General features: G+C 40.3%; 18 protein-coding genes and 3 riboswitches. Of the genes, 13 read left to right on the top strand and 5 right to left on the bottom strand.

The features are described from left to right. Window positions 1–341: 341 nt before the first annotated feature. Together metK and CUU64_RS15395 are read left to right on the top strand one after the other, a co-directional pair. A complete protein-coding gene (gene metK / locus CUU64_RS15390; protein ID WP_101634467.1) occupies window positions 342–1,559 on the top strand; it encodes a methionine adenosyltransferase in 1,218 nt (405 codons plus the stop codon). Between the two features lie 152 nt (window positions 1,560–1,711). Then, a complete protein-coding gene (locus CUU64_RS15395) occupies window positions 1,712–2,644 on the top strand; it encodes a spermidine synthase (protein ID WP_180954627.1) in 933 nt (310 codons plus the stop codon). A gap of 279 nt (window positions 2,645–2,923) precedes the next feature. Here CUU64_RS15395 and CUU64_RS15400 read toward each other — a convergent pair whose 3' ends face one another. Beyond that, a complete protein-coding gene (locus CUU64_RS15400; protein WP_101634469.1) occupies window positions 2,924–4,018 on the bottom strand; it encodes a spermine/spermidine synthase domain-containing protein in 1,095 nt (364 codons plus the stop codon). 341 nt (window positions 4,019–4,359) lie between these two features. On the opposite strand from CUU64_RS15400, the gene CUU64_RS15405 reads away from it, so the two are divergent. Both CUU64_RS15405 and metH read left to right on the top strand, forming a co-directional pair. Then, entirely contained in the window at window positions 4,360–6,195 is a 1,836-nt protein-coding gene (locus CUU64_RS15405) for a bifunctional homocysteine S-methyltransferase/methylenetetrahydrofolate reductase (RefSeq protein ID WP_101634470.1), read from the top strand. Beyond that, window positions 6,188–9,607, top strand: coding sequence for a methionine synthase (metH, locus tag CUU64_RS15410; RefSeq protein WP_101634471.1), 3,420 nt, complete (start codon window positions 6,188–6,190; stop codon window positions 9,605–9,607). Before CUU64_RS15405 ends, metH begins: the two co-directional genes overlap by 8 nt. Before the next feature lie 293 nt (window positions 9,608–9,900). Here metH and speD read toward each other — a convergent pair whose 3' ends face one another. From speD to CUU64_RS15425, 4 genes are all read right to left on the bottom strand, one after another. Next, window positions 9,901–10,323, bottom strand: a complete 423-nt coding sequence (gene speD, locus CUU64_RS15415; protein ID WP_101634472.1) for an adenosylmethionine decarboxylase — start codon at window positions 10,321–10,323, stop codon at window positions 9,901–9,903. Between the two features lie 804 nt (window positions 10,324–11,127). Then, window positions 11,128–12,504: an MFS transporter gene (locus CUU64_RS15420; protein WP_101634473.1), complete on the bottom strand. Its 1,377-nt coding sequence runs from the start codon at window positions 12,502–12,504 to the stop codon at window positions 11,128–11,130. Next, a complete protein-coding gene (locus CUU64_RS22700; RefSeq protein ID WP_257985547.1) occupies window positions 12,491–12,622 on the bottom strand; it encodes a hypothetical protein in 132 nt (43 codons plus the stop codon). Before CUU64_RS22700 ends, CUU64_RS15420 begins: the two co-directional genes overlap by 14 nt. A 104-nt stretch (window positions 12,623–12,726) precedes the next feature. Then, a complete protein-coding gene (locus CUU64_RS15425; RefSeq protein ID WP_101634474.1) occupies window positions 12,727–13,641 on the bottom strand; it encodes a LysR family transcriptional regulator in 915 nt (304 codons plus the stop codon). Between the two features lie 306 nt (window positions 13,642–13,947). Further along, window positions 13,948–14,062, top strand: a riboswitch (TPP riboswitch). 131 nt (window positions 14,063–14,193) lie between these two features. Between CUU64_RS15425 and thiC the strand changes: the two genes are divergently transcribed. The 9 genes from thiC to CUU64_RS15470 all read left to right on the top strand — a co-directional run bounded on the left by thiC (window position 14,194) and on the right by CUU64_RS15470 (window position 23,591). Continuing rightward, window positions 14,194–15,975 (top strand): phosphomethylpyrimidine synthase ThiC, encoded by a 1,782-nt coding sequence (gene thiC / locus CUU64_RS15430; protein WP_101634475.1) that lies wholly within the window; start codon window positions 14,194–14,196, stop codon window positions 15,973–15,975. A 283-nt stretch (window positions 15,976–16,258) separates the two neighbouring features. After that, window positions 16,259–17,050, top strand: coding sequence for a PhzF family phenazine biosynthesis protein (locus tag CUU64_RS15435; protein ID WP_101634476.1), 792 nt, complete (start codon window positions 16,259–16,261; stop codon window positions 17,048–17,050). 155 nt (window positions 17,051–17,205) lie between these two features. Beyond that, window positions 17,206–17,487, top strand: a complete 282-nt coding sequence (locus CUU64_RS15440) for a hypothetical protein (RefSeq protein ID WP_101634477.1) — start codon at window positions 17,206–17,208, stop codon at window positions 17,485–17,487. A 168-nt stretch (window positions 17,488–17,655) separates the two neighbouring features. Beyond that, window positions 17,656–17,845, top strand: a riboswitch (cobalamin riboswitch). Between the two features lie 248 nt (window positions 17,846–18,093). After that, window positions 18,094–18,277, top strand: a riboswitch (cobalamin riboswitch). Between the two features lie 139 nt (window positions 18,278–18,416). Beyond that, window positions 18,417–18,800, top strand: coding sequence for a (2Fe-2S) ferredoxin domain-containing protein (locus tag CUU64_RS15445; RefSeq protein ID WP_101634478.1), 384 nt, complete (start codon window positions 18,417–18,419; stop codon window positions 18,798–18,800). Window position 18,801: 1 nt separating this feature from the next. Continuing rightward, on the top strand, window positions 18,802–19,515 hold the full coding sequence (locus CUU64_RS15450) for a HoxN/HupN/NixA family nickel/cobalt transporter (RefSeq protein ID WP_101634479.1): 714 nt from the start codon (window positions 18,802–18,804) through the stop codon (window positions 19,513–19,515). Window position 19,516: 1 nt separating this feature from the next. After that, entirely contained in the window at window positions 19,517–21,136 is a 1,620-nt protein-coding gene (gene cobJ / locus CUU64_RS15455) for a precorrin-3B C(17)-methyltransferase (protein ID WP_101634480.1), read from the top strand. A gap of 55 nt (window positions 21,137–21,191) precedes the next feature. After that, window positions 21,192–22,139 (top strand): sirohydrochlorin chelatase, encoded by a 948-nt coding sequence (locus CUU64_RS15460; RefSeq protein ID WP_101634481.1) that lies wholly within the window; start codon window positions 21,192–21,194, stop codon window positions 22,137–22,139. Further along, window positions 22,136–22,927, top strand: a complete 792-nt coding sequence (gene cobK / locus CUU64_RS15465) for a precorrin-6A reductase (protein ID WP_101634482.1) — start codon at window positions 22,136–22,138, stop codon at window positions 22,925–22,927. Before CUU64_RS15460 ends, cobK begins: the two co-directional genes overlap by 4 nt. Before the next feature lie 16 nt (window positions 22,928–22,943). Continuing rightward, entirely contained in the window at window positions 22,944–23,591 is a 648-nt protein-coding gene (locus CUU64_RS15470) for a precorrin-8X methylmutase (protein ID WP_101634483.1), read from the top strand. The last annotated feature ends 1 nt before the right edge of the window (window position 23,592 follow it).

Consider the following 23,592-nt stretch of genomic DNA (forward strand, 5'->3'; position numbering starts at 1 on the left):
AAGCAAAACCCAAGAATGCTGTTATATCAACATTCTTGGGTTTTTATTTTGGGAGCATTCTACCCTATAAAGGACTTTCTGGACAGCCCCTTTTTTAATCTAAAATAATTGAGGTAACCAAATGGTAGACTTTACACTTATTTTTTCTTTCATGGTAAATAGTACAAACCCTTCTCAACAGGAAGCCATATCATATGTTATGCAACCATAGTAAACCTGCCGAGGTTTTCCAGAAGTGTTTCATTTCAAGAAAGAAGAAGTTGGACAAACCGGTAGCGGGATAAAAAAATGCAATAAAGGTTTAAGTGGGGTCAAAATTTTACTATTTGGGAGGTTAACATATGATTTATAAAAAACAACGACATCTTTTTACATCAGAATCGGTTACGGAAGGCCATCCTGATAAAATGTGTGATCAAATATCTGACGCTGTATTAGATGCTATTTTTGAAAAAGACCGAAATGCTCGTGTTGCTTGTGAATGTTCAGTTAGTTCTGATCTAGTTGTTTTAGCTGGTGAGATTACAGCAAACTGTGAAGTTGATTTCGTGAAAATAGTGAGAGAAACTATTCGAAATATCGGTTATACAAACCCCGAATATGGGTTTGATGCTGAAACATGCAAGATTTTAATAGCACTGAATAAACAATCTCCTGATATAGCCCAAGGTGTTAATCAAGCGCTGGAAGCCCGTGAAGGACTAATAAATGAAGATGAGATAGAAGCAATTGGTGCAGGAGACCAGGGATTAATGTTTGGTTTTGCTTGCAATGAAACCCAGGAGTTAATGCCGTTGTCAATATCGCTGTCAAATAAACTTGTCAGACGTCTAACAGAAGTGCGGAAAAAAGGGATCATTCCTTACTTACGTCCAGACGGAAAGGCTCAGGTGACTGTAGAATACGATGGAGCAAAGCCTGTTCGGATTGACACAGTTGTGATCTCTACACAGCATGGTCCGGAAGCAGAGTTAGATCAAATTAAACAAGATTTGCATAAATATGTTATTTCTCATGTGATCCCAGCGGAACTGATTGATGAAAATACTAAGTATTTCATTAATCCGACTGGCCGTTTCGTGACAGGGGGACCAAAGGGGGATGCGGGCTTAACAGGCCGTAAAATTATTGTTGATACGTATGGAGGATTTTCACGGCATGGGGGAGGAGCTTTTTCAGGAAAAGATCCAACCAAGGTTGACCGTTCTGCAGCTTATGCCGCACGTTATGTTGCAAAAAATATCGTGGCAGCAGGCCTTGCGGAAAAATGTGAAATCCAGCTGGCATACTCCATTGGAGTGGCTACTCCAGTGTCAATAGCAGTTGAAACTTTTGGGACTGGCACATTGGAAGAAAGAGAGATTGTTCAACTAATAAGAAAGAGCTTTGACCTTCGTCCTGCCGGTATTATTAAGATGTTAAATCTCCGGCAGCCCATTTATTTTCAAACTGCTTCCTACGGGCACTTTGGCAGAACGGATATCCAATTGCCTTGGGAAAATACGGATAAAGCAGAGTTGCTGAAAAAAGAAGCAGAAAAAATATCTAAACAGGGATGATACTACAAGAGCTTAGCTCATATCCAAATCAATAAGACGACTGGGGGAGAAGCCGTTCCACTAGATGTTTAATAGCATTAGTAGAAGATAATTTAAACTTCCCCGATACTAGCGATAATCGGAAAGAAAATATGACAAAAAGGGAGATGTATATGAGCAAGTACAGATATTCGAAGGTTTCAGGGGACGCTTCAATAAGGGAATATATCAGCCTTGAAGAAGACATTGACGGGGAATATACGATTGTAAGTAAATTGAACACTCCGCTCCATAAAATTGCCATCGTTGAACAGGAAGGCAATCTACTGGTATACAGTGGCGGGTACGTGATGTTTAGTACAACAGATGATGAGGACAGATACTCAGAAGCTATGGTACACATTGCGATGGCTGCCGCAGCTAAGCGGAAGCGTGTTCTCATCATTGGCGGCGGTGGAGGAATCACGACCCGGGAGGCACTTCGTTATTCTGATGTAAGGAAAATCACTACTTTAGACCTTGATGAAGTGATTATGAAAATCGGTAAAAAACTTGAGCCTGTCGTTGCATTTAATAAAGGCTCATTGAACCATGATAAAGTAAAAACCGTCAATGAGGATGGAAGGAAGTTCTTGGAGGAAACCGATAAAAAATGGGATGTTATTATTCTTGATCTTCCAGAGCCTAGCCGTAAAAGCGTGGAGGTATCCCGTCTTTACAGCGTGGAGTTCTACTCTCTTTTGAAAGAACGCTTAAACCCAGGAGGCGCAATCAGTATAGCTTGTTCCAATGGAGACTCGACGCCTCAGTATCTTTGGAGCATATATGCAACACTTCGGGATGCCGGATTCCATGTACTTCCATATTACTATTTAGAAGAGGATGATGCAGATGATTGGCTATATTGTCTTGCTACTACCTCAGAGGTTAACCCCAATGACTTAAGCATGGTGGTTTCTACGAAGAACTTGACTACTGAACGGCTAAGGCAGATGTTCGACTTGCCGTATTATCTAAATATTGCCAAAAATACAGGAAAAATCCAGACAGACGACAACACGGTTCTGGTTGATATAATCGATAAAGCGTATTACAATTTCGAATGAATGGGTTTTGACATTATTTTTTCCCAGTTCGATCAAACAATGGGATGTGTTTGAATTCCCATGGAAAACCTAATTTTAAAAAACTTGTACCCTTTTAAGTAGACACAAGGAATAAGTCTGCTTGTAGGGTACTTTTTAACATGCAGAAAAAGGTAAATACTACATAAAAAAAAGATGATCCCAGTTAAATATGGCGATCATCTTTTACTAATTCTGGCTTAAACAAATTTTTCACAATACGTACATTATATTCAGCTTTTTAAGCTGTATGATAGTAGATTATATTATTTCATACTGGTAGATATCATGCAATAATACTTTTTCAGATTTATTAACAATTGCCGCGCGCTTAAAGTACAATATTTCACTTTGAAAATGAAATAAACTGGCCAAGTCAGCAGGAAGTGTTCGGCAACCATCGGGTGATTTTTTCAATTCAGTAGGTAACGGTTTTTTAGATCCTAATTGAAATCCCCAATCTCCGAAGGAAGGAACGATGGTATGGTAGCCCTCTGTATAAAATCCGGCTGCTTGAAGGGTTAAGCCAATGCTCCAAAATACAATAGGTGTATAAAGAGGTGAAATGGCCTGGCAGGCAATCATCCCATCATCTGCTAAGTGGTTGCCAAGCATTTGGAACATTTCCAGTGTATACAGACCTGCAAGTTCCTCATCCGCAGGATCTGGAAAATCTACAATGATAAGGTCGTACACTTTAGTATTTTTTCTTAAAAATTCTCGGGCGTCATTCGCATGGGCCTGGACTCGTTCATCAAAAAGCGCTCTTTCATTAAGAGCTACAATTTCAGGCAAATTTCGGGCTATATTTAAAATTTCAGGGTCAATGTCAACAAGATCCACTGATTTGACATCTGAATATTTTAATACTTCCCGTAATGCAAGTCCGTCGCCACCCCCTACTATTAATATGTGGTCATGTGAATTTCTAAGAGCCATAGGCACGTGAACAAATGCCTCATGGTAAATTCGCTCATCCAATGAACTAAATTGTAATTGTTCATCCAGAAATAGACGAATGTCTTTAGCTTCTACAATCTGGATATTTTGATACCTGCTTTGTCCTTGAAATAACTTAGTGCTGTTACCTGCTAACATCTCTCTAAGGCTAATTCTATCCCACTCGTCTCCACGAACTTTTTTATCGGGTTGCTTTACTTCTTGTCGTTGCTCAACCTTATATCTCAATTTTCTCCTAGATTCTGGAGGTCGTCCAAACGATTTTATTATGGATGACCTAAGGGATTTCCTTATGGTTTCCCTGATATTTTTCCTATTTAATTTTTTAGTTGCTTGACTAGTGGGTTTTTTGCCTGGTTCTTGCTCACATTCTCCAAGATTATTTTCACTACTCATTTTTTTTTCTTCACCTCTTTGTCAAAAAGCTATTTTATTTTATGAAAAAAAACAGTTCAGTGATTGGACAAATGTTTACTACATTTTGATTCCTCTGCCACATGGACGAAAGCTTTGCATGTAAAATAACCCTGGTACGAGCTGGGATCGGCCTCAGTAAAACGTGGATTTTTTTAAAGATGAAGATGTTTGCCATATACCATTTTATTTTATAAACATATTCTATTTAAACAGATGAAAGCAGTTCATTGTGAATGTTGAAGGGCTAAAAGAGTGTTGGACAAGGTCAAATCACCAACATTTCTAAAGCGACTGGAATCTAGAGATCAGGGGGACTACCATTGAATTTTTTAGAAGAAATTCAATCTCGTATTTTAATTGCTGACGGAGCAATGGGGACATTGTTATATTTACATGGAATTGACCGCTGTTTTGAAGAATTAAATATTTCAGACCCTGACAAGGTAAAAAGTATACATGAAGCGTACATCAAGGCCGGAGCGGATATTATTCAAACCAATACGTTTGGCGCCAATTACTTAAAGCTGTCCCGGTATGGCATGGAAGAGGAAATCAAAAAGTTGAATGAGGCAGCTGTTCAAATAGCAAGGCAAGCTGTAACAGATAAAAACTTTGTGTTCGGGACTATAGGTGGGGTCACAGCGTTTAAAAAAACCGCCTATTCAATAGAAGATTTAAAACGAAACTTTAGGGAACAGCTTTATATTCTTTTAAATGCCAATGTAGATGGGATCCTATTAGAAACCTACTATGATTTTGAAGAAATGACAAATGTATTGAAAATCGCAAGGAAAGAAACGGATAAACCTATCATCGCAAATATGTCTTTACATGAACCCGGTGTCCTGCAGGACGGAACAATCCTTAAAAAAGCATTTCAGCATCTTGCTGATCTGGGGGCAAATGTGGTTGGATTAAACTGCAGGCTGGGACCGCTTTATATGATTCAGTCTTTGGAGAAAGTTCCTTTACTAAATAACGCATTTCTTTCCGTATATCCAAACGGGAGCTTTCCAGGCCTTGATGATGGGCAGATCACCTATGAATCAGATGTATCTTATTTCACCCAATGTGCATTAGAATTCCGAAAACTAGGGGCTAGATTGATAGGGGGATGCTGCGGTACAACACCAAAACACATTGAAGCAATATCTAAAGCTGTCTCCCACCTTGCCCCAATTACGGAAAAACTGGTGGAAGATGAACCGGAAGTGATCATCCTTCCAGACCGAAAAGGAAGAAAATATGAACCACTTCAGTCGATTGTAAAAGAAAAACACTCCATTATTGTTGAACTGGATCCTCCCAAACAACTGGGAATAAACAAATTTTTACAGGGTGCTCAAGCTTTAAAAAGCGCCGGTATAGATGCGTTAACACTGGCGGATAATTCGCTTGCAAACCCGCGTATCAGTAATTTGGCATGCGGGTCAATCGTGAAAAACCAGCTGGAATTAAGGAGTTTAATTCATATCTCATGCAGAGACCGAAATTTAATTGGCCTGCAATCACACTTAATGGGCTTGCATACACTTGGATTGACTGATGTTTTGGCCATAACTGGGGACCCATCAAAAATTGGTGATTTTCCAGGAGCCACTTCCGTCTATGACTTATCATCCTTTGATTTAATCAGTTTAATTAAGCAGTTTAATGAAGGACTCTCTTATTCTGGCAAGTCTCTTGGAGAAAGGACCGATTTTTCGGTAGCTGCAGCTTTCAACCCGAATGTAAAATATTTGGATAAAGCCGTTAAAAAGCTCGAGAAAAAAATTGCTTCCGGAGCAGACTACTTTATGTCGCAGCCTATTTATTCGGAAGAACTTATTCAAAAGGTTTACGAGGAAACAAAACATTTGCCCACTCCTATTTATATTGGCATTATGCCGCTAACGAGCAGCCGGAATGCTGAATTTATTCACAACGAGGTACCTGGAATCACCATTCCCGATAAGATAAGGGAGGCAATGTCAAAAGCAGGCGGGAATAAAGAGCAGGCACGCAACGAAGGGTTAGCCATTGCCAAAAGGCTGATTGATGCTGCGTACGATTTATTTAATGGAATCTACCTGATTACACCTTTTCTGCAGTATGATTTTTCAGTTGAATTAACCGCCTATATCAAGCAGAAGGAGAGGGATATTATAGATGGCTGACATTCACGAACAGTTAAGAAAAAAAATACTCATTATAGATGGCGCGATGGGAACCATGATTCAGGATGCCAATTTAACAGCAGCTGATTTCGGCGGAGAAAAATATGAAGGATGCAACGAATATTTATCCATTGTTTCTCCCGCTATAATTGAACACATTCATGAGGCTTATTTGAAAGCGGGTACCGACATTATCGAAACCAACACGTTTGGAGCAACCAGAGTCGTCTTGGATGAGTATGATCTAGGAGATTTAGCACTTAAGGTCAACATAGAATCTGCAAAACTGGCAAAAAAAGCAGCCGAAAAATATTCTGCATCAGAATGGCCCAGATTTGTTGCCGGATCTATGGGACCTACTACAAAGACATTATCCGTTACAGGCGGCATTACGTTTGATGAGCTTGTTCAAAATTATGAAGAACAAGCGAGAGGACTGATATTAGGCGGAGTTGATTTATTATTACTGGAAACCAGCCAGGATATGCTTAATGTTAAAGCGGCATATCTTGGAATCTCTCAAGCTTTTACAAAACTTGGCAAAAAAATCCCCATCATGATATCTGGAACCATTGAGCCAATGGGGACAACTCTTGCAGGCCAGGATATTGAGGCCTTTTATATTTCATTACAGCATATGAGTCCGATTTCAGTCGGGCTTAATTGTGCGACAGGACCGGAATTTATGACTGACCATATCCGTACTTTATCGGGCATAGCCAACTGTGCGGTAAGCTGTTATCCTAATGCCGGACTGCCAGATGAAGAAGGCCATTATCATGAAACCCCTCAATCTTTTACCCAAAAAATAAAAGGGTTTGCAGAACAAGGCTGGCTTAATATAGTGGGGGGATGCTGCGGCACAACACCGGCCCATATAAAAGAACTGAGGGAAGCGTTCAAGAATGTTACACCTCGCCCGTTAACCAAAAAACAGCTGCCCCACATGGTGTCGGGCATTGAACCATTAATCTATGAAGACAGTATGAGGCCATTGTTTGTCGGAGAACGCACAAATGTAATCGGTTCACGTAAATTTAAACGTCTTATTACAGAACAAAAGTTTGAAGAAGCATCTGAAATTGCACGTGCTCAAATTAAAAATGGAGCACATGTGATAGATGTTTGTTTAGCAGATCCGGACCGGGACGAGATGAAAGATATGGATTTTTTTGTTCAGGAAATTTCTAAAAAGGTGAAGGCTCCCCTTGTCATAGATTCAACCGATGAAAATGTCATTGAAACGGCTCTAAAACAAACACAGGGAAAAGCGATTATTAATTCCATTAATCTTGAGGATGGGGAAGAAAGATTTAAAGCGGTTGTTCCCCTAATTAAAAAATATGGGGCTGCCATCGTGGTCGGAACCATTGACGAAAAGGGAATGGCTTTAACTGCTGAGAACAAACTGGAAGTGGCAAAACGTTCTTACGATCTTTTAGTAAATAAATATGGTCTAAATGGCAATGATTTGATTTTCGATCCGCTTGTCTTCCCGGTTGGCACTGGAGATGAGCAATATATTGGTTCAGCCAGCGAAACAGTTAAGGGAATTCAATTAATAAAGGAACAGCTTCCTGAATGCCTGACTATACTAGGGATAAGCAATGTTTCCTTCGGTCTTCCACCCGTTGGCCGAGAAATATTAAATGCCATCTACTTATATCACTGTACACAAGCCGGGCTTGATTATGCCATTGTAAACACAGAGAAGCTCGAACGGTTTGCGTCCATTCCGCCGGATGAAGTAAAGCTTGCAGAAGAACTCTTGTTCCAGACAAGTGATGAAACTCTTAAAAAATTTACGAATTTTTACCGCGAGAAGAAAAAAGAAAATGCAATACGTGTTGAATCCCTGCCATTAGAGGATCGGTTGGCACAATACATTGTCGAGGGCACAAAGGAAGGTTTATTGCCAGACCTTAACGAAGCCTTAGTTAAATACCAAGACCCCCTATCCATCATTAATGGTCCCCTCATGAAAGGGATGGAAGAAGTAGGAAGGCTCTTTAACGATAACAAACTAATTGTAGCAGAGGTACTCCAAAGTGCTGAAGTAATGAAAGCTTCTGTAGCCTTTTTAGAACCGTACATGGAGAAAAAGGAGGATGGAGGTAAAGGAAAAGTGATTCTGGCTACTGTAAAAGGAGACGTCCATGATATTGGAAAGAATCTTGTAGACATTATCTTAAGCAATAATGGGTATAAGGTTGTCGACTTAGGTATCAAAGTAACACCGCAGCAATTAATTCAAGCCATTGAAAAAGAAAACCCGGATATAGTTGGATTATCTGGATTACTTGTGAAGTCAGCACAGCAGATGGTCATCACAGCCCAAGACTTGCAAAACGCCGGGATCTCGATTCCTCTTTTGGTTGGTGGCGCTGCCCTTTCCAGAAAATTTACTGACATGAAAATCTCACCCAACTATAAAGGAATAGTATTGTATGCAAAGGATGCCATGGATGGCCTTTCCCTTGCAAACAGGTTAAGGACAGAACCTGGTTCTTACCAGAAACAAGAACCAAAAGCGGAGAATACTGCTTCGCCAAAAAAAGAAATTTCCCAGGAAAGTCCTGTAGATCTCCCAACACGGTCAATCATTAAAGAAGCTCCTGTTTTTACTCCAAAGGATTGTGAAATACACTTCTTTAAAAATATTGATTTAGCTCAAATTCTGCCTTATATTAACCTCCAGATGCTTTTGGGCCACCATTTAGGTTTAAAAGGGAACATCAAAAAAATGCTCGCTGAAAAAAATGAAAAAGCACTTGAACTGAAAGAAATCATTGACTCGCTTGTTCATGATGGGACAAAGCAAGGCTGGTTTCAGCCTTCAGCGGTGTATCAGTTTTTCCCTGCCTCTAGCGAGGATGAAAAACTCCGCATTTTCAATCCTTTAAATCATAGCATCATTCTTGAAACCTTTGAATTTCCAAGACAAAGTTCCAAGCCATATTTATGTATATCCGATTTTGTAAAACCAATAGGAACTATCGATTTTGTTTCTTTTTTTGCTGTTACGGCCGGTAAGAAAGTGCGTGATGTTGCCCGGCAATTTAAAGCCGAAGGGGAATATTTAAAAAGCCATGCTGTCCAGGCGTTAGCACTAGAATTAGCAGAGGCCCTTGCAGAAAGGACTCACCAGTTGATTAGAGACCGCTGGGGATTTCCGGATCCATCTAATTTTACAATGGAGCAGCGCTTTTCGGCAAAATACCAAGGACAGCGCTATTCATTCGGTTATCCGGCCTGTCCAAACCTGGAGGATCAAAAAAAGTTGTTTCATCTTCTCCACCCTGAGTCCATTGGAATTCATCTTACGGACGGATTCATGATGGAACCGGAAGCATCAGTTTCTGCAATAGTAGTTTCCCATCCGGAAGCAAGATATTTTAATGTGATCAACTAACCTGATGGCGGGAGCAATTGTCAGGCTAAAACAAGCCATTGTCCCGTCTCTTGATATCTAATGTGCACAAAATGAAAAATCACTTGTGTTTCATTCTACAGGAAGAAGCATAGGATTTACCCAAAAATGATAGGTGGCGTCTCTTATTTTGAATTGAAAACATAAATGGTTAAAGGCGATAGATTCGTGGTCGTCCCATCATAACCACATAGAATCTATCGCCTTGAATAATTCCACCCCGCTATACGCCTGTCCTTTTAGCGGGGAGCTTATTATACTGATGCTAGGTCTGTCTAGGAATCAAGTTCCTGTGAAGTCTTTTCTTTTAAATGATCAAATGCTGTCATTTCATTAAACTTAACCAACTGAGGTTGGGAAACGCCCCGCTCCATGGAGTATACCATCGCTTTCTTTGTAGACAATCCTCTTATAAGAAAGTCTACTTGGGCAGTAAGGTCTTGATCCCCGCATGTATAAAAATCTAACGACGCATATCTCTCTTCAGGCCAGGTATGAATGGACAGATGTGATGTTGATAAAAGTAGAAATCCAGTTAATCCCTGTGGCTGAAAAGGGTAGAAGTAAGAGTTTAAAACCTCCATGCCTGCATCCATCGCCGCTTTATTGCACAAAGCTTCTAAATACGTTATGTTATTCAAATGTAATGCATCGCACTCGAACGCATCAATGATAATATGCTTGCCTTGTATGATCAAAATCTTATCATTCCCTCCGTTTTCCTTTATAAATTATGATATGATTTCTACTAAAAATGGCTTGTACGTTAATCATTGTTATTGCGAAAATGGACAAGTGTAATGGAATGAGTACAATAATTTACGATTTACTGTAGGAGTAAAAACTGAAGTAGTGAAAATTGTAAATGAAAGGGGGAATTCATTGAGTAATTTGCCTGATCCTTTTACATGTTCATGAAAATTAACTTTAGCTAAAGGCAATTGGAATGCCTGCTACCCGGTAACGTCTAAGTACGGGAATGAAAATTTGAAGGGGAAGGAAGTAGGGAATAGAACTTTTTTCTATTCCCTAGAATGACTGTTAATCAATGAAAATGATAGTCGGTTGTGAAGAAGATAAAACGGGCATTTTGTAGATAAGTCTCTGAGATTCGATGATAAGTGCTTCGGAAATTAGCTTATGAATCTCGGAAAGTTTAACTATAATCCGGAAATTGGCTCACTCATAAACCCGGATTTTTGATTAAAATATAAGAATTTCTCTAATAAAACAGGGCTCTCACTGAAAAATCTGGTATTTCTCTGATTATGTTAGTACTGTGAATGAAGAAGATAGTATGCTAGCTGGGTGTACATACCTGGTGCCCCTTTAAGCAAAAACACAAGAAGGCAAGAGTTGAACGTTAGGTACATGAAGATACAATATAAACAATCAGCAAGCTCTGTTGAAGGACCTTTTCCTTTCCGGTGGCTAGGATTTTGTCCTTCATAGCCCAACTCCAATCAGGTAACATTCTCCTTCACTGGCTCAGATTTTGTCCTCTAGTTTGCTTTTTTATTCGTCATTTCATGTAATCGCATGTCAGTCAATACAGAAGCTTCCAGGCTGTCGAAGCTGCCATATTTCTCCTGAACAAAACAAAGGGCGATACACCCAATAATGCTTGGAATGGCAAACGCCATAAATGCACTCTTCGGCTCAAGGGTGGTTGCTAGGAGCAGTCCGATTACAAGAGGGGCCAGGATTGCACCGATTCGACCGACTCCAACGGTGACTCCAACTCCTGTAGCGCGCACCTCTTTCGGATAAAACTCGGAAATGTATGGATTCGCTAGGTTTTGTGTTCCGCCTGTGCAGGCACCGCCTAGAGCAATCAAAATATAAAGTAAAAGTGGATTAGATGTAATGCTAAGAGCAATAAAGCAAATCGCACCAAGCACATACATTGATAGTAGTACTTTGCGATGGCCGATTCGGTCAACTAAATAACCGCCCAACAAAGATCCTCCGATTTGGCCGACTCCTAAGACAAGGCTGAACGAAAGGCTGGACGTTAATCCATAGCCGGACTCCTGCATGATTTTTGGCAGCCATGTGTTTAACCCGTATATCATCATCAGACAGCTGAATACCATGAGCCAAAAAGCAAATGTACTCACAGCGCGGTTATTGGCAAACAATTTTTTTACTGGAAAGCCTTTCGCACTTTCTTTTGCAGTTTCATATTGATAATCATCTGTTGCTTTGTAATTTCCAATAGGGTCAACCTGATTTAATATGTTTGCAAGCTCTTTTCCCTTTTTTCGAACAATGTAATAGGAAAGGGATTCAGGAAATTTTTTTAAAAAGAAAGGCAAGGTGAAAAGCGGAATAATGCCAAGCCAGTACAAAAATCTCCAACCTAAGTCGTCCATAACATACATCCCAATAAGAGAAGCAAGAATACCCCCTATAGAATATCCGCAATACATGGTCGCGACAATTAACGCACGGTTCTTTTTCGGTGAATATTCCGTCATTAAAGAAATTACGTTCGGCATAAGACCACCCATCCCGAGTGAAGCTATAAAACGCATGATCGTGAAAATCGTTATATTTGGTGCCAAACCGGCCAAAAGGGAAAACAAACTGAATAAAAGCATGCAAATGGCCAGAACTTTTTTTCGTCCTATCATATCCGCGAGCGGACCAAAAATAAACGCACCAACCATCATTCCAATAAGTGTATAGCTGCCGACAGCGCCCGCCTCGACCGGAGAAAGCCCGAACTCTTCCATCATTAATGGCAATCCAACCCCGTACATGGCAATATCAAATCCATCAAAACCAATTGCATACACACACCATAAAAAAACCAGCAAATGAAAACGATTTAACCTGCTAGAAGCAATTACTTCGGAAGCATTAATTTTTCGCATTCTGTTTTATCTCCTTTTCTCTAACATTATTGGTTCGTGATTCTTTTAAACTTTCAACGATCCAAAAGCCACTGAAAATAAGAGAATAAAATGGTGCTTTTTCTGTTATTGTTTTCATTGTTTCTTCTCCCTTAAGCTGTTTAATGTGTTTGTATCATAGCATGGGAGAATGGTTATAGCGTAACTGTTAATTCTGATAGTAAGCTATAGCTAAAAGCTATATCAAGGTGTTAAATAATAATCGATTAGTTGCTTCAATTCAGCCAAATATATATTCGCCATTCTGCTTAGCCTTGTTTTTTTATGCACAATCCAGCCGACTGATATAGTCTCATCTTCTTCAAGCGGTACGGAAACGATATTAGAACCATTTAAATCCGTACTCAGTATACCGGTTGAAATCGTATACCCATTTAGGCCAATTAAAAGATTGAACAAGGTAGCGCGGTCACTGACATGAATGCTTTTATTACGAGGAATCGTACTGAATAGTTCTTCTGAGTAATAAAAAGAATTAAATTCTCCCTGTTCGAAGGAAAGTCGCGGATATTCTTCCAAATCTTCAAGAGTTACAGATGATTTAGAGGCCAGCGGGTTTGAAACACTGACAAATATATGCGGCTTAGCTTCAAAAAGCAAATGGAAATCCAGCCCTTCATCCTTCATCATTTGAAGCATTACTTTTTCATTAAAAGAACTGATATACAAGATCCCGATTTCACTGCGCAAATTTTTCACATCTTCAATTATTTCATAGGTTCTGGTTTCACGGAGGGTGAATTGGTATTCCTGGGCGCCATGCTTTTTAATCATTTCAACAAACGCATTCACCGCGAAAGCGTAATGCTGCGTGGAAACGGAAAATAGCTGCCGTGAGGGGGTAGCATTAAAATAACGGCGCTCCAGCAGCTCGGATTGCTCCACGACCTGGCGAGCATACCCGAGGAATTCCGCCCCGTCTGTTGAAAGGGTGATTCCTTTGGAAGTACGGAGGAAAATTTCGAAGCCTAGTTCTTTCTCCAGTTCTCTTACGGCCTTTGATAAACTTGGCTGCGACATATATAAACGCCGTGCTGCTTCATTGATTGATCCGCAAAGGACTATTTCGATCACATATTTTAATTGCTGCAATGTCACTTTTCATTCCTCCTTTTTTTCTGGAACATAAATAGAAGTATATCAACATTAGTTATCATGGAGAACCCAATACTTCAAAAAGTACTATTTATTAATTCGAACCCAATTTTACATCCATTCTTGGGTTTTGTTCAAAGCATGAGAAGCGAACATATAAATATTTATCCGTATGAGATGGTACACCTGAAATAGTGGGGGATAACCCAAAGGCTATGAAAAATCTCATAACGTAGGGATCAAACCATGGAAAATGAACTATTTACAAATGTCCTGATACAGTTTATATTCAATTTAGACAATTTAAAAGATTAAAACTAGGGGTGTCCAATTAGCTGGGCTGAGAGAGAAACGCATTAAAGTTTCTTAACCCTCAGGACCTGATCTGGTTCATACCAGCGTGGGGAAGTTAGATTATAGTGATAATAATGACGGATTGTCATTATTTCGTTCATGCTAACGTGAGCCGGGTCTTTCAAAAAGACCCGGCTTTTCCCGCTGAAATGGGAATTAGATTTCGTCCTTTTTAATCATTAAAAAGGAGAGATTAAAGCTATGGCAAATCGTTCAGTAACAGAAATGAATGTTTCCATCATGTCAAATTTTTCAGGAAGCAAGAAAGTGTATGTCGAGGGCACAAAACCTGACATCAAAGTCCCTATGCGTGAAATTCAACTAAGTCCGACAAGTGGACCGTCTGGAACAACAGAAAATAATCCTGTGCGTGTGTATGATACAAGCGGTCCTTATACGGATTCTGAACAATCCGTTGATATCCGGAAGGGACTGGATCCCATTCGGCGTAATTGGATCCTTGCTCGCGGGGATGCAGAAGAGTATGAGGGACGTGAAGGAAAAGCTGAAGATAATGGTTATAAAAATGATGATCCCCGGACAAATTTGGACACCTTTCCTGGACTAAAACGAAACCCATTACGTGCAAAGATAAGGGAAAACGTAACCCAATTACACTATGCGCGTCAAGGTATTATTACCCCTGAGATGGAGTTTATCTCCATAAGAGAAAATGTCTCGCCTGAGTTTGTTCGCGACGAAGTGGCCCGTGGGCGCGCTATTATACCATCTAACATTAATCATCCTGAAAGTGAACCAATGATCATTGGAAGCCGTTTTCACGTGAAGATAAATGCAAATATAGGGAATTCAGCTGTCACTTCTTCCATTGAGCAAGAAGTTGAAAAAATGACGTGGGCAACACGATGGGGAGCAGATACCATCATGGATCTATCTACCGGAAAAGACATACATAAAACCAGGGAATGGATTATCCGCAATTCGCCAGTACCTGTTGGAACCGTGCCTATTTATCAGGCGTTGGAGAAAGTAAACGGGATTGCTGAAGACTTAAATTGGGAAGTTTTTCGTGACACATTAATTGAGCAGGCAGAACAAGGTGTTGATTATTTTACTATCCATGCGGGAGTTTTGCTTCGTTATATACCATTAACAGCAAAACGTGTAACTGGGATTGTCTCTAGGGGCGGTTCCATTATGGCCAGATGGTGCCTGGCACATCACAAAGAAAATTTCCTGTACACTCATTTTGAAGATATCTGTGAAATTATGAAAACATACGATGTATCTTTTTCTTTAGGAGATGGACTCCGTCCCGGGTCCATAGCGGATGCAAATGATGAAGCTCAATTTGGAGAATTAGAAACATTAGGAGAGCTTACAAAGATTGCCTGGAAGCATGATGTACAAGTGATGATTGAAGGGCCAGGGCATGTGCCTATGCATTTGATAAAAGAAAACATGGATAAGCAGATGGAGATTTGCCAGGAGGCTCCATTTTACACACTTGGCCCTCTTACAACTGATATTGCGCCGGGTTACGATCATATTACGTCTGCTATTGGGGCTGCCATGATTGGGTGGTTCGGGACGGCAATGCTTTGCTATGTAACTCCGAAGGAACACCTTGGGTTGCCAAATAAAGAAGATGTCCGGACAGGAGTAATCACCTACAAAATTGCCGCACATGCTGCTGACCTCGCAAAGGGTCATCCTGGAGCCCAAAAGCGTGACGACGCCCTATCGAAAGCAAGATTTGAATTCCGCTGGCGGGATCAGTTTCATTTATCTCTTGATCCTGAAAGAGCGGAGGAATATCATGACGAAACACTTCCTGCAGAAGGTGCAAAAACAGCCCACTTCTGTTCCATGTGCGGTCCAAAATTCTGCAGTATGAGAATTTCACAGGACATTCGGGAAATGGCAAATGAAAAGGGAGTGGCTTTTGAATCTGTCATTGAGGAAGGGATGAAAGGGAAAGCGGAAGAATTTAAACAATCCGGCAGTGAGATCTATAAATAAAAGAATCCCTTAATACCAGCACCCAGCCCTGTTAAATTTACAAGGGAAAAGGCAATTAAGTGGATAGCAGCTGTATAAGGTTGCTATCTGTTTATTTGTTTTGAAAAACCACTACAACCTACAAAATAAACACGTGTAGAAATATTCTTTAGCATAATTACAAAGAGAATCTTTTTATTGCTCTTGAAGATGTGTGAAGATTCGGAGGTTTTTAGCCAATTAATCATTTCCTCCTTAAATTAAAATAGATATTATATAAGTATGTGAACATGGAGGGATGAAAATGGGTCTACCGATTTATGTAGTGGATGCTTTTACAGATAAAGCCTACAAAGGAAACCCTGCTGGTGTCTGTATCACAACTGAGCCGTTGGAAGATTCTCAAATGCAAAACATCGCGGCAGAAATGAATTTATCTGAGACGGCGTTCTTATTTCCGTTTGAAGATGGTTACTCGCTAAGATGGTTTACTCCAGTTGCTGAGGTAGAATTGTGCGGACATGCAACTTTGGCAAGTGCTCATATTTTATGGGAAATTGAACATTTAAAAAACGATATGCAAGCTGTTTTTCATACAAAAAGCGGACGTTTGACTGCAAAGAAAGAAGGTTCATGGATTTATCTTAACTTCCCGGTGGAAGCTGGAGTTGAATGCAGCAGTTATCCCTCTGACTTAACGGAGGCACTAAACATAGACCCCCTTTACGTAGGGCAAAATAGATTTGATTACTTGATTGAAATTGAATCCGCAGAGGTACTGAAAAGTATAGAACCTAATTTCTCTTTGTTAAAAATGGTCCAAACTAGAGGGATTATCGTAACGGCGAAATCAAATGAGTTTGATTTTATCTCCAGATGTTTTTATCCCGCAGTAGGGATTGATGAAGATCCTGTTACTGGATCAGCTCACTGTTATCTTGCACACCATTGGAGCCAGAAGTTAGAGAAAATTCATTTAAATGCCTATCAGGCTTCCTCAAGAGGCGGCATCCTGAAAATTCATTTAGAAAATGACAGGGTTATATTGGCAGGACAAGCAGTTACCGTTATCAAGAGTGAAATAATAATATATTGACTGGTAGTAAAAAAATGCTCATTTTAAGCTTGCAGATCTCTGCAAGTTTTTTATATTTAAATTTATCTCTATTAACCCATTTAATTGATTGCTCACTCTTTCCGATAGTATAGTGATTGGTAAACAACTATGAAGTAACGGAAAGGAGTTATTGAATGTTATCCAAAATCAGAAAGGTAAAATTTAGTACAGAAGGCAAAAATCTGAATTATAAGGTAATTCTTGAGAGTCCTGAAGGAAAAGAGCTTTATGTTCACTTTGATTATACTTATGCGACAAAAACGTATTGGCCATTGGAAGTCTCCTACGACGGAAAACATAAAGATGCCAAACTGGCATGGTATACCAGGGATATTGAAGGCATGATGGTAACAGAGTTTTTGGAGTCTATCGCTAAAAAAATAAATAAAAAATATGGATTCTCTTTAAACACATAGGCTAAATGAAAAATTATTTCGAATAACTCATCTTAATGCCTTATTCATATATCTTACAATATTCATTTAGTACTGAAAGACGAAAAAATGGCATAAAAATTAAAAATATTAGAATTTTTTAGAGTTTTATAATATACTAACAGAGATGAAACCGTTTTAAGTATGAAAATTCAATATGTAGGAAAGGTTCCTTGAAATGCTAAGATTCAAGGATGAAAAGGGAAGAACGGTGAAAATCCGTCACGGTACCCGCCACTGTAAAGGGGAGTTTCATTGCATAAGTCACTGAATCCAATCGGGAAGACGCAATGAAATGGTGAACCTAAGTCAGGAGACCTGCCTTAACCTATGTATAAATCTTTTAACCTACGGGACTATGGGTGAAATGCTGCATAAATGCTATTGTTATTAGTATTTGCCATTTTATTTTGCACCCCTAGTAGTAGGGGTGTTTTTTATATTTTACATACATAGAATGAGGTTTGGGAGATTTGTGCAAAAAAATTATGGGATTTGCTGAAGATATCTTAATAATCTGTCTAAAATACATTTGAATTTGTCCGCAACACCATATAAGTCTGTTGAAAGATCGTTTTTCATCCACAAATTAATAAGTTAGGCAAAGGTGTGCATGAAAGAAATGCACTTAAAAGGGAAGAACGGTGAAAATCCGTCACGGTACCCGCCACTGTAAAGGGGAGTTTCATTGCAAAAGTCACTGAATCTATTGGGAAGACGCAATGAAATGATGAACCTGAGTCAGGAGACCTGCCTTTGTCTGGATACCTTCTTTAATACCTACGGGGACATAGGTGGAAGCGCTGAATAAATGAAAGATTCATTACGTATTCTTACATTTAGTATGCTCTGGACCCCTATCTTATTAAGGGGTCTTTTTTTACATAACTTAAAGAAAAGGGAGATGTCTAATGACCACTTGGAATTTACAAGGCACGAAGCATCACATATTCATTTGTAACGGAAGCAGCTGTATGCGAAAGGGAGGCGAAGAGGCAACACAGGCTATTCGAAACGAAATCACCAATCTGGACCTAGAATCTTTTATTCATACTACTAGAACGCGATGTAATGGAAGATGTAAGGACGCGCCGGTTGTTATTGTTTACCCGGAGGGAACCTGGTACAAAGAAGTTACACCTGAGGTTGGCAGTAATCTTATACGTAACGGCTTAGCGGCAGGAAACGGTTTTAGTACTAACGTCATATACCAATATGGGCAAGATGGCTTTGTGGCTCCAGAAAGGACAGGCTGCGTAACAGGAATCTCTAAAACATCAAAAAGGAGTGTGTAGCATGGGTCTAATAACGTTTGCTTTTTTGGCAGTCATGATCGGCATGCGGCATGGAATAGATGGAGACCATGTGGCAGCAATTGCTGATATGGTAGGCAGTGAAAAACAGAAACGAAGACAATTATCCTTAGGAATTATGTACGCGTTTGGACATGGCATGATTGTGCTGATTATGGGATTGATCACCATCTTTATCGGTGTTGAGCTTCCGGTTGCGACCCGTAGCTTTTTGGAAGTGCTTGTCAGTTTAACCTTGATTATACTAGGCCTATTTATTTTGTTTTCGCTCTTACAGCAAAGAAGCGAATATGAATACAAAAGCCGGCTAAAAATTGTTTATGAATTTATTGCGACCTTCTTTTCCAAAAGGAAGACAGGAAGCAAGAATAAGAGTTTGTCATCTATCAAATTGGGAATTGTTAGTGCCTTTGTAATTGGAATTATCCACGGAATCGGGGTGGAAAGCCCGACGCAAATTGCCCTGCTTACTAATGCAGCGGGATTGAATAACTATACTGCAGCCACCTCTCAGCTCATTTTATTTGTTGTTGGATTATTAATTTCAACAGTTGCCATTACCATTTGCTTAACTTGGGGATTTTTGAAAGCAAGAATTAAAAATCGGCTTTATATAATACTAGGTTCTATCACAGGATTATACAGCCTGGGACTGGGAACTACTTTGTTGATCGAATTCTTGAAAGGGGGGGCTTAACATGAAAGGGAAACTGTTAGTAATAGGGTTTGGCCCTGGGAGTTATGAACACATTACAAAAAGGGCAAGAGAAGCCATTCAAGAAAGCAATATCATTATTGGATATAAAACTTATGTGGAATTAATTGAAGGATTATTAACAGTACAGGAAGTGATTAGTACGGGAATGACGGAAGAGGTAAGCCGTGCCCAAGAAGCTGTTAAGCAGGCTGAAAACGGGAAGAAGGTTGCCGTGATTTCCAGTGGTGATGCTGGAGTCTATGGTATGGCTGGCCTTATTTATGAGGTATTAATCGAAAAGGGATGGACCAGGGAAACAGGGGTGGAAGTAGAAATAATACCTGGAATATCCGCAATCAACTCCTGTGCTTCTTTATTGGGAGCCCCTGTCATGCATGATGCATGCACAATCAGCTTAAGTGACCATCTCACCCCTTGGACATTAATTGAGAAGCGAATTGATGCAGCAGCGCAGGCGGATTTTGTGATAGCGCTGTACAATCCAAAAAGCGGAAGAAGAACGAGGCAGATCGTTGAAGCCCAAAGAATATTGCTCAAATATCGTTCACCTGATACTCCTGTAGGCCTGGTAAAAAGCGCATTCCGTGATAGACAGCATGTTGTGATGACAAATTTAAAGGACATGCTTGATCATGATATTGGTATGTTAACTACCGTTTTGATCGGGAACTCTTCGACTTTCTTTTATGATGGGTTGATGATTACCCCGCGCGGATACCAAAGGAAGTATACATTAACTGGGAAAGAGCAGGCATTAAAACCTAGCCAACGCTTGAAAAAAGAAGCTGAGCCATGGGCTCTCGAACAGTTGGACCAGCCGGTGGGAGTTCCTGCAAATAAAAAGATAAAAGCATTATCCTCTTCTAAAGAAATTGCTGAGGAAGCCCTAAAGCGTATCTTGGGTGAAAACCATGAGCAGAATGAAAAACCGCTCATCAGCCAGCCTATCCAATCAATTTTTGAGCTTGCTGTAAGTCCGGGTGTTGCCAACAAAAAGTTCACTCCACAACAATTAATGGTGCTAGCGGAGACAGTAGGAGAAGAAGGCGATATGGAATACAGCCCGGATCACCATATTAAGCTTAAGATCGCAACCTCAGATCCTGATAGTGTGATAGAAAAACTCAACGCAGCAAAATTTTTACTATCTCCTGTAGGTCATGTTTTAACGGTAAAAGCGTGCGACTTTTGTGATGGGGAGAAGAAGGACTCCATCCCATATGCAGAAGAGCTTCAGCAAAAGCTAGGAGGAATGGAGCTTCCAAAGGAACTGAAACTTGGAGTTAACGGTTGTGGAATGGCATGCTACGGGGCTGTTAAAGACGACATCGGCATCGTGTACCGGAAAGGAGCTTTTGATTTATTCTTAGGAGCCAAAACAGCAGGAAGAAACGCTCATGCCGGACAATTTGTTGCTGAAGGGATCGCACCGGATCAGATTGTAGGCGTCATTGAGGGGATTATACAGGAGTATAAAGATAAGGGCCATCCGAATGAGCGTTTTCATAAGTTTTTTAAGCGTGTAAAACAAGTAAACGGATTTGAATTTAAGGATATAACCCCGGACTTAAAAATAGAAGTGGCGGCATGCGGAGATTAATCCTTTATATCGTTTGAAAATTTAATTTGGTTTACATTAAAAGGAGGAATCAATTATGAAAGCAATTCTGTTCGTTGGCCATGGAAGCAGAGATCCTGAAGGAAATCACCAAGTACGTCAGTTTATTCATAACTTGAGCGCAAGCTGGGATCAATCAATACTGATTGAGACTTGTTTTCTGGAATTTGAACGTCCGACGGTAAATCAAGGTATTGATATCTGTGTACAAAAGGGTGCTGACCATATTGTTGTCATCCCTATCATGCTTCTTCAGGCAGGACACTCCAAGATTCATATTCCTGCGGCAATCGATGATGCAAAGATAACATATCCCCATATTAAATTTACATACGGACGCCCTATAGGCGTGCATGAGGAGACATTTGAAATTTTAAAAACCAGATTGGAAGAGGCAGGGGAGGATTGGCAAAATCCCTCCGATGATACAGCTGTCCTTCTGTTAGGGAGAGGCGGAAGTGATCCCGACGCCAATAGCGATTTATACAAGATTACTAGACTTCTTTGGGAAAAGACGAATTATAAAATTGTAGAACCTGCTTTCATGGGGGTAACGGCCCCGCTTGTCGATGAAGGAATTGATCGGTGTGTGAAGCTAGGAGCAAAGAAAGTCGTAATCCTGCCATACTTTTTGTTCACCGGAATATTAATCAAGCGTTTAGAGGAAATGATCGCTCAGTACCCCAATCAGTATCCGAACGTGGAATTCAAATTAGCGGGTTATTTCGGCTATCACCCTAAGTTACAGACCATTTTGAAGGACAGGGCAGAAGAAGCGCTTCAGGATGAAGTAAAAATGAACTGTGACACTTGCCAATACCGCCTCAATGCCATGGAGCATATCCATCATCACCATCATCACGATCATGACCATGGCCATCATGATCATGATCACGACCATGGCCATCATCATCATGACCACCAAGAGCACGAGCATGCGCCACAACCTGTTCAACAAGGGGAGAAGGTAGGGGATTTAACATGATCCTGGTTCTTGCCGGAACAAGCGATGCACGGGCACTGACAATTAAAATGAAGGATTCAGGCTACAATCTCCTTTCAACTGTTGTAACCGAAAATGCAGCAACTGAAATGAAACACGCCGGAATTCCTGTACAAGCCGGTCGTCTAAAACGTGAAGATATGGTGGGTTTGATCCAAACAAAAGGTATACACGCCATTATTGATGCAAGTCATCCATTTGCAGAAGAAGCATCCAGGAATGCAATCAGTGCAGCAGAGCAAACGAAGATACCCTATATCAGATATGAGCGGGATTCCCAATCGTATGAATATGAAAAATTAAGTGTAGTAGATAGCTATGAGAAAGCTGCAGATTTGGCAGCCACAAAAAAAGGGGTTGTTATGCTGACAACAGGGAGCAAAACCTTACAGATTTTCACCGAAAGGCTATTAGGAAACCCAAATATTCGGCTTGTCGCCCGCATGCTACCGAGAATCGATAATATGGAAAAATGCGAACAGTTGGGCCTGCCGCAAAAAGATATTGTAGCCATACAGGGGCCCTTTACGAAGGAGTTTGATCGGGCTCTTTATAAACAATATGACGTCACAGTTATGGTTACAAAGGAAAGCGGCAAAGTGGGGTCTGTTGACGAAAAAGTGGAAGCTGCCAAGGAACTTGGAATTGAGATCATCTTAATTGGACGGCCCCAAATCAATTATGGAACGGTCTATTCAAAGTTTGAGGATGTTATGAAGGCATTAAAAAAGAATGCGGCTCACAAAGCCATACAGCCATCTTCATTTTAACAAAGGAGTGAACACAATGGATTTTCTTACAGAATTTAAACCAGTCACTGTACAGCCAGAACAAATTGAAGGCATAAGCTTTCAAATGATTGATGATGAAATTGGGGAGCATTCCTATACAGAGGAACAATATCCCATTGTACAGCGAATTATTCATGCATCTGCCGATTTTGATTTAGGCAAAAGCGTCCTCTTTCATTCGGATGCCATACAAGCAGGCATTCGCGCCATCCGAAGCGGAAAAAAGGTAGTAGCAGATGTGCAAATGGTTCAGGTTGGAGCTAATAAGGCACGTATTGAAAAGTATGGCGGAGAAATTAAAGTTTATATTTCAGATCCCGACGTGATGGAAGAGGCAAAACGTTTAAATACTACCCGTGCCATCATTTCGATGAGAAAAGCAGTGAAGGAAGCGGATGGAGGTATTTTTGCCATCGGGAATGCGCCAACAGCTTTACTTGAGCTAATCCGCCTGATTAAAGAAGGCGAAGCAAAGCCAAGCCTTGTAATCGGGCTGCCGGTCGGGTTCGTTTCAGCACCAGAGTCAAAAGAAGAATTAGCCAAATTGGATGTCCCTTACATTACAAATATCGGCAGAAAGGGCGGCAGTACTATTACCGTTGCAGCCTTAAATGCAATTTCCATTCTTGCACACAAGGTGTAAA

Origin of the sequence: Bacillus sp. V5-8f (assembly GCF_002863565.1) — a bacterium.
Taxonomy (GTDB): domain Bacteria; phylum Bacillota; class Bacilli; order Bacillales; family DSM-1321; genus Peribacillus.